The organism is Parabacteroides sp. AM58-2XD, from assembly GCF_003463685.1.
In the GTDB taxonomy this organism is placed as follows: Bacteria; Bacteroidota; Bacteroidia; order Bacteroidales; family Tannerellaceae; genus Parabacteroides; species Parabacteroides segnis.
The window spans coordinates 24366-35274 of the sequence record NZ_QSDP01000064.1; the positions used below are offsets into that span (position 1 = coordinate 24366).

Genomic DNA, 10909 nt, shown 5'->3' on the forward strand with positions numbered 1-10909 from the left:
AAAAGCCGTAAAAGAGTCTATGATTTCTCTTTTCCGGCTTTTTGTTTACTTTATCTCTCAGAATTCATCGTTCGCATAAAGACTGAGCAGGTTTTTTGTCTCATAACTAAATAATTCATCCTCATTGAAAAATCTTTTCAATTCGATTGCGGCTGTTTCCGGTGAATCGGAGGCATGTACGATATTTTCCTGTACACTCATGCTGTAGTCTCCGCGGATGGTTCCCGGGGCGGCATTTCTTCCATTGGTTGCTCCGGCCAGCGTACGCACTACATTTACCGCATCGACTCCTTTCCAGCAACAAACGATCACAGGGCATACAGCCATTGCGTCTTTAACCCTTTGAAAAAAAGATCTTTCTTTCAGGTGAGCGTAATGTTCGCTTAAAATTTCATCCGTCAACCAGGTCATTTTCATGCCTTCCAGTATCAATCCTTTTTTTTCAAAACGGGCAATTATTTCACCAATCAGACCTCGCTGGATGGTGCATGGTTTTAATATTACAAGTGTTCTTTCCATACTCTTTTCTTTTTTATAAGGTTCAACGAATATTTCTACTAGCGCAATTTATCCCAAAGATAGTATATTTATTCACTATTAGTTAATTTATAGTATAATAATGTGTAAAAGTGAAATGAAAAAATGGAGTTTTCTCAATACACAAATAATTTTTTACTAAAGTAGAATGTTGGAGTCTTTGTTCTTTCTATCCCTTGCTGCGCTATAGAATAACTCCTTTGCTTTTAACTTAAATGCTCATATCCATGTCATTTTATTCCTTGAATTTTTTCTCTTGGTGTAATTTTTACAATCTCTTTTTTATACTCAAAAAAATATCAGTCTTGTCCGAAGATGACCTGTTATTTGCTTCTGATACGTGAATCATTAAAAATTAATTTTTTGTTGATTGATAATTGTGTCTAATAGTCTAATAATGAGTGTGTAATTGCGGATAAAATATTCCATCAGAACACAAACAGTATTAATAGTAGGAACTTCAATACGAAGTTTTCCTCTGTATTTAGAACAAACAACTATAAATAAACAATTTAGCTTAGATTTTATTCACCTGGATTGCATTGTTTAACAATTTGGATACATGTTCTTCGGGCGACAAAAAACTTAATATTTCTATAATCAGTCCAATTCGGGGTTCATCCTCATGAAATCCCTTAAAGTTTGTCTGTTTACTCCTAACTTCTTACTGATATACAATCTGGTTTTCTTTTCCTCCAGAAGTTTGCGGATTTGATTTTCTTTACCGGACAGTTTGTACTGTTCTGACTTTCCCCCTTTGGGACGGCCTAGTTTTGTCCCTTCTTTTTTCTTTCGTGCCAACGCTTCTTTCGTACGTTGGGAAATCAGGTTACGTTCTATCTCGCACTCAGGCTGAAAGCAAAGGCCAGGATTTTGCTGTTGATGTTGTTTCCCAACTCATAGCGTTCTTTTACCGTTATCACGAAAATGTCTCTCTCCATGCATTGATGGAGGAAGCTCATAACCTGCATCAGGTTACGTCCTAAACGGGATAACTCGGTTGTAACCAAGATGTCTCCCTTACGGATCTGCTTGATTAACCGACCTAGTTGCCGTTCTGCAACATCTGTTGTTCCACTGATTGTTTCTTCTACCCAGCGATCAATACGCATGCTTTTGGCTTTTGCGAACTTTTCAATTTCAAATCGCTGATTTTCAGTACTCTGCTTATCAGTACTGACTCTTACATAACCGTATATCATACAATTGAATATTAAATGAATAACTAAAGATACGTTAGAAAACTAAATGATAGGGGGTGATTAGTAAAAACCAACGTTTTTTATCGTCAACTGGATATGTAAGTTGCTTTTCACTACAAATATGAATATAATAATTTAAACCAATAGCATATTGAATGGTGAAATTAAATTAAAATTTAACTTACGTGTGATCGTAATGGAAGGAAAAACTACTTTTGTGATAAAGATTAGAATAACTAGGCAGGAATGATTTCATCGTTTCCTGATACATATATAAATATGAAGAAATTATTATCGTTACCGCCCAATTTGGTGAATAGTTTCCACAAGATAGCGAAAGTAAATGTGGATGAATGGTTTTGTATTTCCGACCCGGTAGGGGCACGGCTTGGTTCCGGCGGTGGTACAACCTGGTTGATCGAAGCATGCCGGCAAAATGAAGCACCGCAAATACCCGTAAAGGAATGGCTGGCAAAAGAAAAAAGAATTTTGTTGCATGCCGGAGGTCAAAGCCGGCGGTTACCCGGATATGCCCCGTCGGGAAAGATTTTGACTCCGATACCTGTTTTCAGATGGGCAAGAGGGCAAAAGTTATCACAAAATCTGCTATCCCTGCAACTTCCCTTATATGAGGAGATCATGCATAAAGCGCCGGATTCACTCCATACCCTGATTGCCAGTGGCGATGTGTATATAAGGAACAGTGAGCCGTTACAGGATATTCCGGATGTGGATGTTGTTTGTTACGGATTGTGGGTCGATCCTGCCCTGGCTACTAATCATGGTGTGTTTGTGTCGGACCGGCAGACGCCCGATAAACTGGACTTTATGCTTCAGAAGCCTTCTTTGGATGATTTGGGGAAGTTGGCACAGACACATCTTTTCCTGATGGATATAGGGGTTTGGTTACTTAGCGACCGGGCAATGGAGTTGCTGATGAAACATTCTTATACAGCCGACGGGAAGACTATGAAATCTTATGATCTGTATTCTGAATTTGGGCTGGCATTGGGAGAACATCCCCGTATTGCCGATACTGAACTGAATCAGTTAAGTGTGGCTATTTTACCATTGGAAGGAGGAGAGTTTTACCATTATGGCACGAGTCGTGAACTGATCTCTTCTACGCTTGCCGTTCAGAATCTGGTACGTGACCAGCGAGCAATTATGCACCGGAAGGTTAAACCTCATCCGGCCATGTTCGTGCAGAATGCAGCTATCGATCTGACGCTGACAGCCGAGAACTCTGAGTTATGGATTGAAAACAGTTATATAGGAAAGAATTGGAAACTGGATAACCGCCATATAATTACCGGTGTCCCGGTAAATAACTGGGAATTGGATTTGCCGTCCGGTGTTTGTATCGATGTCGTTCCGGTCGGTGAGCAAGACTGGGCAGCACGTCCTTATGGTTTTAATGATCCGTTTAAAGGAGCATCTGACGATGAGAAAACGCTTTTCATGGGATGTCCTGTCATTCAATGGGGAAAGGATAGGGGAGTAACATTCGAACCTTTTGATGATTTACAGAATGCCCCGTTGTTCCCGGTTTGTAAGAATACGGACGAATTAGGACTGGTAATACGCTGGATGGTTTCCGAACCCGGACTGGAAAATGGCCGTAAGATATGGGAAACTTCCCGGAAAATGTCAGCGAATGAGTTATCTGATTGTGCGAATCTGGATCGGTTGTTTGCCCAGCGTGAAAAGTTCCGTTATGCCAATTGGCCGATGCTGGCTGCCAATCACAAGAAAAGTGTCTTTTATCAGTTGGACCTTGCTGATGCTGCACGTGAATTTGCAGGTGGAAATTTGGCTTTACCTGAGGTGCTTTCCTCTGAAGCTCCTTTAATGAAACGAATACATAACCGGATGTTCCGGGCTCGTGTATTGCAACTGGAAGGGAAACCTTATGAAGAGGAACAACAGGATGCTTTTTCATTGTTGAGAGAAGGACTGATCGGGTCTGTTTCCCGTGAAAAACAATCTCCTTTCCTGAATGTCTATCGCGATCAGATTGTCTGGGGACGTAGTCCGGTACGTATCGACCTGGCTGGCGGATGGACTGACACACCTCCTTACTGTATGTATGCCGGTGGAAACGTGGTTAATGTAGCCATCGAACTGAATGGCCAGCCGCCGTTGCAAGTATATGTCAAGCCATCGAAAGAATATAAAATTATTTTGCGTTCCATAGACCTGGGGGCTATGGAGGTTGTTTCAACCTGGGATGAATTGCATGATTATAAAAAGATCGGTTCTCCTTTCTCTATACCGAAAGCAGCGTTAGCACTTGCCGGCTTTGTCCCGGAATTTTCAGCAGAGCATTATCCTTCGCTGGAAGATCAGTTGAAGAATTTCGGTTGCGGGTTGGAGGTAACTTTACTGGCGGCTATTCCTGCCGGTTCCGGACTTGGTACCAGTTCTATTCTGGCAGCAACGGTTCTGGGTGCAATCTCTGATTTTTGCGGTCTGGCCTGGGATAAAAGTAAGATTGGATACCGTACATTGATACTGGAACAATTGCTGACAACCGGCGGAGGCTGGCAGGATCAGTATGGCGGGGTATTGCACGGGCTGAAACTTTTACAAACGGGAGAGGGATTCAACCAGAATCCTTCCGTGCGCTGGTTGCCGGAATATTTGTTTACAGACCCGCAATATCAGGGCTGTCATTTACTTTATTATACCGGTATAACCCGTACGGCAAAAAATATCCTGGCTGAGATCGTGCAGGGGATGTTCCTGAACAGTGCTACCCATCTCCGTCTGCTCGCAGAAATGAAAACACATGCTCTGGATATGTTTGAAGCCATCCAGTGCGGTAATTTTGAAACCTACGGCAAACTTATCGCAAAGACCTGGGAACAAAAGAAAGCTCTCGATTCCGGAACAAATCCTCCGGCAGTAGAGGCACTTATCACCCAGATTAAAGAGTATGCCTTGGGATATAAATTACCCGGAGCAGGTGGAGGCGGTTATCTGTATATCGTTGCCAAGGATCCGGATGCGGCCTTGCAAATACGCAGGCAACTGACTGCTTCGCCGCATAATCCGAATGCCCGTTTCGTTGAGATGAGCCTTTCCGATAAGGGGTTGCAGATCAGCCGGTCGTAATTCCGACTACAAGAATATGTACTGATCAGAATATTTGCCTGTCTCTGATCAGTACATATCCGCTTATTGCTATCAGGTCAAGAAAAATACAACCGATGAGGATCAGTACTTTTTTGGGTGCTGAAGCTTTCAAGGGGACGGAAGCCGGTTCTATAATGGTATAGACCGGTGTTTGTTCCTGTACCCGTAATTTATCCTGTACCTGTTTTTGTGCTAATGTATTATAGACATTGAATGTCAGTGTCATCTCATTTTTCAACCGTTCTAACTCTGTCCGGTAACCATAATTTTCAGTTCTTCTCCGAAATGTGTTTTTCTGTAAATCGCAAGATAACAGCCGATTGGTAAAAAATATTAAATAAGTAATGAATAGAGAATAATTTGTTTTAGCTAATCAGGTCTGCCTTCTTGAATGGTTAAATGAATTGTTTTATGACATGGCATGTTTTTATTGGGGCTGATTTAATATTTGATTTATATACCGTATGTCTCTGTAAGTCTGTATACTATGATATATGCGGGTTCTGGACTTTTTGTGTGAATATTGGAAAAAGTTGCTAATAATGATTCTCTTTATCACCTTTACAAAGTAGTTTTTTTGTGTTAATTTTAAGTGTTAGGTTTTTCATTATACCATGTTAGGCAAGGGTTAATGATTTTTTTGTATTTTGTTTGTTCAAAAATTAATGCATACTTTTGCGGCGGTTAAAAAGGATCATTTTTTTATCAGGGTCGTCGTTGCAGCTATGTGACTGACGAACTTTTTTGTGTAAAAAATAAACTAGTATTAATGTCCTATCTTTTGATAATCACCTTTCTGGTGATCTATTCCTTGTTCTCTGATCTTGTTAATCCGCAGGTTCTGGTAATGGCTGATCGAAAGCTGTTATTAGCTATACCTATGTCTTTCGGAAAATTCCAAAACTAATTTTATTTATACTCTTCCAATGGAAATGAATAATCATTACGTGGGCTTACAGCGCCTTTTCTCTCGTTTTACCAAAATGAGATATATCAATGGATGGATCATTTTCAGCTTTGACCTGATCATATCTTTAAGTGTTTCATTAATAGGTGTATTAGGACTATTGTCCTTTCTAGGGGTTTCCTATACTCAGGAAGATATTTTAAAAGGAGGTTTTGCCTCTTTGGTCGGAAGTTTGATTGCTTTCTTTACTTTTAAGGTCTATCACGGTGTGATCCGTCATTCTACTTTACGTGGTTTATGGAGAATTTGGGGAGTGGCTATATTGAAATCGGTGGTTTTATGTATATTACTCCTGGTTCTGAAAGCCTCGTTTACTCCGAAAGTCTATCTGGTCGGATTATTTATCGATTGTGTCCTTACAATGCTAATGCTGGTAACATTCCGTATTTTTATTATAAACATATATAATATGGCTTTGTTGCAGCTTGGGAAAAAGCGGAAACAAGTATTGGTTTATGGAACGGGAGATGAGAGTGTTATGATTGCTTCAACAGCAACAAGGCATATCTTTATGCAAGATTACAGTATTACCGGTTTTCTCACTTTCAATAAACAGAAAAGGAATTTCCGTATAGCAGAATTGCCAGTGTATCAGATAGCTTCCCGCGAAGATCTTTTGCGGCTAGTAAACAGAAATTCTTTAGACGGTATACTTTTTCCCAATCTCAAAACTATACAACAAGAAAAAGATCGGTTGATCCGCTTTTGTGAACAGATCTCTTTGCACACTTTGGTAGTTCCAGAGATGGAGGAGGTCCATAACGGTGCGGTAAAACGTTCTATCCGTGATATAAAGATTGAAGACTTGTTAGGACGTGAAGAAATTCAGATCAACATGCAGGAGATCGCTTGCTTACTTGAAAATAAAGTGATACTGGTAACAGGTGCTGCAGGAAGTATTGGCAGTGAGATTTGTCGACAGTTAGCGCATTTCCCTATTTGTAAGTTGATTTGTTTTGATTCGGCTGAAACTCCGATGCATAATTTGCGTTTAGAGTTGGAAGATAAATTTCCTAACTTGAATTTTGTACCTGTGATAGGAGATGTTCGAAATGGAGACCGGTTGGATTATGTTTTTCGCAATTGGCATCCTCATATTGTATTTCATGCAGCAGCTTATAAACATGTACCGTTGATGGAAGAGAATCCTTGTGAAGCTGTACGGGTGAATGTTTACGGGACTCGGTTGGTTGCAGACGCAGCCGTAAAGTACGGTGTTGAAAAGTTTGTAATGATTAGTACGGATAAAGCAGTGAATCCAACTAATATTATGGGGTGCAGCAAGCGTTTGGCTGAAATTTATGTACAGAGCTTGAGTTTGGCTATTATAAAAGGTGAAGTACAAGGTAGCACAAAATTTATAACGACCCGTTTTGGCAATGTTTTGGGAAGTAATGGTTCTGTCATACCTCGTTTCCGTGAACAGATTAATAACGGAGGACCAGTAACGGTAACTCATCCAGAAATAATTCGTTATTTTATGACTATTCCCGAGGCATGTCGATTGGTTTTGGAAGCTGGTACGATGGGGAATGGAGGAGAGATCTTTGTATTTGATATGGGACAACCTGTGAAGATTGCTGATTTAGCTCAGCGAATGATAGAACTTTCAGGTATGAAGGTTGGAAAGGATATTGAGATAGAGTATACAGGATTACGTCCAGGTGAGAAATTGTATGAGGAACTTTTGAGTCATAAGGAAAATACGAAGGAGACACCACATCGGAAGATTCGTGTGGCGACTGTCCGTGAATACGAATATAACATAGTCAAGCAATATTTGGATAGTATAGAAAATAAATCCAGAAGTGTAGATATAATAGAAATGGTGAAAGAAATGAAAGCTTTCGTCCCGGAGTTTAAGAGCCGTAATTCACAGTTTGAGAGTTTGGATTAAGTGGATTGTTTTGAATAAATAGGTTTGTTGATAATTCATATAACTTTAATATGTCGCATTCAAGCTGTATTATGGCTTGGTTTGAGACTTATTTTTAATAGAAAAATAGAATGAAAGCATGTTTTATGGGGTTAGGCTATATTGGTCTTCCCACAGCAATTATTGCTGCCAAATACGGTATTCAAATTTTGGGAGTAGATATTAATTCTGAGATTGTAAAGAAAACTAATCAAGGAAAGTTACATATCATTGAGCCGGGCATGGAGGAGATGCTCCAAGAAGTTGTGGCCTCTGGTCAGTTGAAGGCTTCTACTACTCCGGAAGTGAGTGATGCCTATTTCATGGTTGTGCCTACTCCTTTCAAGGGAAATCATGAACCCGATGTTTCTTATGTGGAGGCTGCTACACGTGCCGTGATTCCTTTGTTGAAAGAGGGGGATTTATATGTTATAGAATCTACATCACCAGTGGGAACTACAGATAAGATGGCGGAGCTGATTTTTGAGTTGCGTCCGGAGTTAAGAGATAAAATCTATATAGCTTATTGTCCGGAACGTGTATTACCGGGAAATGTCATTTATGAACTGGTCCATAACGATCGTGTCATTGGTGGGATCAACCCTGAGTCGACGGAGAAAGCGATCGGGTTTTATAGCCAGTTTGTCAAAGGAACCCTGCACAAGACAAATGCTAAAACGGCGGAAATGTGTAAGCTGACTGAGAATTCTTCTCGTGATGTGCAGATAGCCTTTGCTAATGAGCTTTCTCTGATTTGTGATAAGGCGGGAATCAATGTCTGGGAGTTGATAAGTTTGGCGAACAAACATCCTCGTGTGAATATCCTTCAACCTGGATGCGGTGTGGGAGGCCATTGTATTGCAGTAGATCCTTATTTCATCACGGCAGAATTCCCTATGGAATCCAAGATAATATCCACTGCTCGAGAAATCAATAATTATAAAGCATTCTGGTGTGCTGAAAAAGTACAAAATGCTATGCTTAAATTTGAGTTGGAACATCATCGCAAACCCTCTGTTGCCATGATGGGATTGGCTTTCAAACCTGATATTGATGATTTGCGTGAAGCGCCTGCTAAATATATCACTACGAAAGTGATGCAAAGTTGTAACAATGCGGATATATTGGTTGTAGAGCCTAATGTGCAAACACATAATGTATTTAAACTTACAGATTATAAAGAGGCTTATGAGAAAGCGGACATAGTCGTTTTTCTGGTTGCCCATTCGGTATTTAAAACTTTGCCTTATAATGACCGGAAGGTAATTCTTGACTTTTGCGGAATCTATAAAAATGATTAATCGTTGTAGCATGAAGAAAGTAATGTTGGTTTTCGGAACTCGTCCCGAAGCTATAAAAATGGCTCCTTTAGTAAAGGAATTTCAGAAATATCCCCAAGAGTTCAAAACAATCGTATGTGTCACTGGGCAGCATCGTGAGATGCTTGATCAGGTATTGCGTATATTTGAAATCACTCCGGATTATGATTTGAACATAATGAAACAGGGGCAGGATTTATACGGCGTGACAGCCCGTGTTTTGACGGGTATGCGTGATGTGTTGAAGGATGCGCAACCGGATGTTGTTTTGGTTCATGGTGATACAACTACATCTACCGCTTCGGCTTTGGCTGCTTTCTATCAACAGATTCCTGTAGGCCATGTAGAAGCAGGGCTTCGTACTCATGATATTTATAGTCCTTGGCCAGAAGAGATGAATAGGTTGATAACAGGTCGTATTGCCACTTACCATTTTTCTCCAACGCCGTTAAGCAAGCAGAATCTGTTGAATGAAGGAGTAAAAGCCACTTCTATTATCGTAACTGGTAATACGGTGATAGATGCGCTCTACATGGTTATAGATAAGATAAAGAAAGATGAGAAACTTGATGGAGAGTTGGAAGGAATTTTGCGTACTTCCGGTTATGATGTTAATCGTTTGCAGGGGGGAAAGAAATTGGTTTTGATAACAGGACATCGGCGTGAGAATTTCGGTGACGGATTTATTTCTATGTGTAAGGCTATTCAGACTCTTACAAAGCGATATCCGGATGTTGACTTTGTTTATCCGATGCATCTAAATCCCAATGTTCGTAAACCTATTCATGAAGTGTTTGGCGAAGATTTGTCCAATTTGGGGAATATGTTTTTCATTGAGCCTTTGGAATATCTTTCTTTTGTTTATTTAATGGAGAAATCGACTATTGTCTTGACTGATAGTGGTGGCATTCAAGAAGAGGCTCCAGGACTTGGTAAGCCTGTACTTGTGATGCGTGATACAACAGAACGTCCGGAAGCTTTAGAAGCTGGTACGGTGAAATTGGTAGGAACAGATTATGATAAGATTGTAAATGAGGTTTCTGCTTTGTTGGGTGATAAAGTGCGTTATGAGGAAATGAGTAAGGCTGTGAATCCTTATGGGGATGGAATGGCATGCGGAAGAATAATATCTTTCTTATAAAGTTCAGTATGCGGAAGAGATAATTTGTCAGAGGAACTTCCTGCATACGAAGGAAGTCCAGAGTCGTATGCACAGTCTTGTAAATGTCCCCACTTCGGAGGAGTACTCTCCCCCGAAGTGTACTGATGGATAAGGTTGGCAATTAGCTGAAGAACTTTGGGAATCAGACGCCTCCTTGCAGGTGAGCAGAATGGCTCGTTGTTCTTTGGAAGTAACCGGATGGCGAATGTGTTTGCTTCCTATTATACATTAATATCCATTTGTCGTGCTAACGGCATAGCCGTCCTTTAATATTTGAAGAATTTTTCCGTGAAGTGATTAAAGGTTGTAAAGATTATGAGAACTTGCTGCCGATAATCATTGAGATTGCTGTTGATAAACGTTAAAAACAAATCCAGCTTTTGAATTTTTTAAGAGGAATGTTTCCCAATGGCTTTCACTATGAGGTATGTCAAAATTGGATGCTAACTATCCAGGACCTTAATTAAGAGCTATGTTCGAATTATAGGACTTAAGTCTAAATGTTTATGGAAGATTTATTAATAGTTTCTAATGCTGATTTAATATGGGTAAAGCGTTATGTAGGAAAATGTTGTGATTCCTCTTGGTTTATCTGATTAAATTAGTTTCACTTACAATATAAAATATAGTCAATTTTTATAAAGAATGTGGAATAGATGTTGAAACACT

The 10909-nt window shown here is 40.0% G+C and carries 5 protein-coding genes and 2 pseudogenes; 4 read left to right on the forward strand and 3 right to left on the reverse strand.

Translation table 11 applies throughout. The features are described from left to right. Positions 1 to 57 precede the first annotated feature (57 nt). Entirely contained in the window at positions 58 to 519 is a 462-nt protein-coding gene (ndk, locus tag DXA15_RS15750) for a nucleoside-diphosphate kinase (RefSeq protein WP_128134635.1), read from the reverse strand. A 618-nt stretch (positions 520 to 1137) separates the two neighbouring features. Beyond that, positions 1138 to 1739 (reverse strand): annotated as a pseudogene (locus DXA15_RS15755) (master DNA invertase Mpi family serine-type recombinase). Between the two features lie 279 nt (positions 1740 to 2018). On the opposite strand from DXA15_RS15755, the gene DXA15_RS15760 reads away from it, so the two are divergent. Beyond that, the gene (locus DXA15_RS15760; RefSeq protein ID WP_199676332.1) at positions 2019 to 4856 is read left to right on the forward strand and encodes a bifunctional fucokinase/fucose-1-phosphate guanylyltransferase; all 2838 of its coding nucleotides are present in this window, start codon (positions 2019 to 2021) and stop codon (positions 4854 to 4856) included. Positions 4857 to 4881: 25 nt separating this feature from the next. Here DXA15_RS15760 and DXA15_RS15765 read toward each other — a convergent pair. Continuing rightward, a pseudogene (locus DXA15_RS15765) lies at positions 4882 to 5136 on the reverse strand (GNVR domain-containing protein); the annotation flags it as partial. A gap of 667 nt (positions 5137 to 5803) precedes the next feature. Here DXA15_RS15765 and DXA15_RS15770 point away from each other — a divergent pair. From DXA15_RS15770 to wecB, 3 genes are all read left to right on the forward strand, one after another. Continuing rightward, positions 5804 to 7741 (forward strand): nucleoside-diphosphate sugar epimerase/dehydratase, encoded by a 1938-nt coding sequence (locus DXA15_RS15770; RefSeq protein ID WP_128134637.1) that lies wholly within the window; start codon positions 5804 to 5806, stop codon positions 7739 to 7741. Positions 7742 to 7851: 110 nt separating this feature from the next. Beyond that, the gene (wecC, locus tag DXA15_RS15775) at positions 7852 to 9060 is read left to right on the forward strand and encodes a UDP-N-acetyl-D-mannosamine dehydrogenase (RefSeq protein ID WP_128134638.1); all 1209 of its coding nucleotides are present in this window, start codon (positions 7852 to 7854) and stop codon (positions 9058 to 9060) included. 10 nt (positions 9061 to 9070) lie between these two features. Continuing rightward, positions 9071 to 10219 carry a non-hydrolyzing UDP-N-acetylglucosamine 2-epimerase gene (gene wecB, locus DXA15_RS15780; protein ID WP_128134639.1) on the forward strand — a complete coding sequence of 383 codons (1149 nt, stop codon included), beginning with the start codon at positions 9071 to 9073 and terminating at the stop codon, positions 10217 to 10219. The last annotated feature ends 690 nt before the right edge of the window (positions 10220 to 10909 follow it).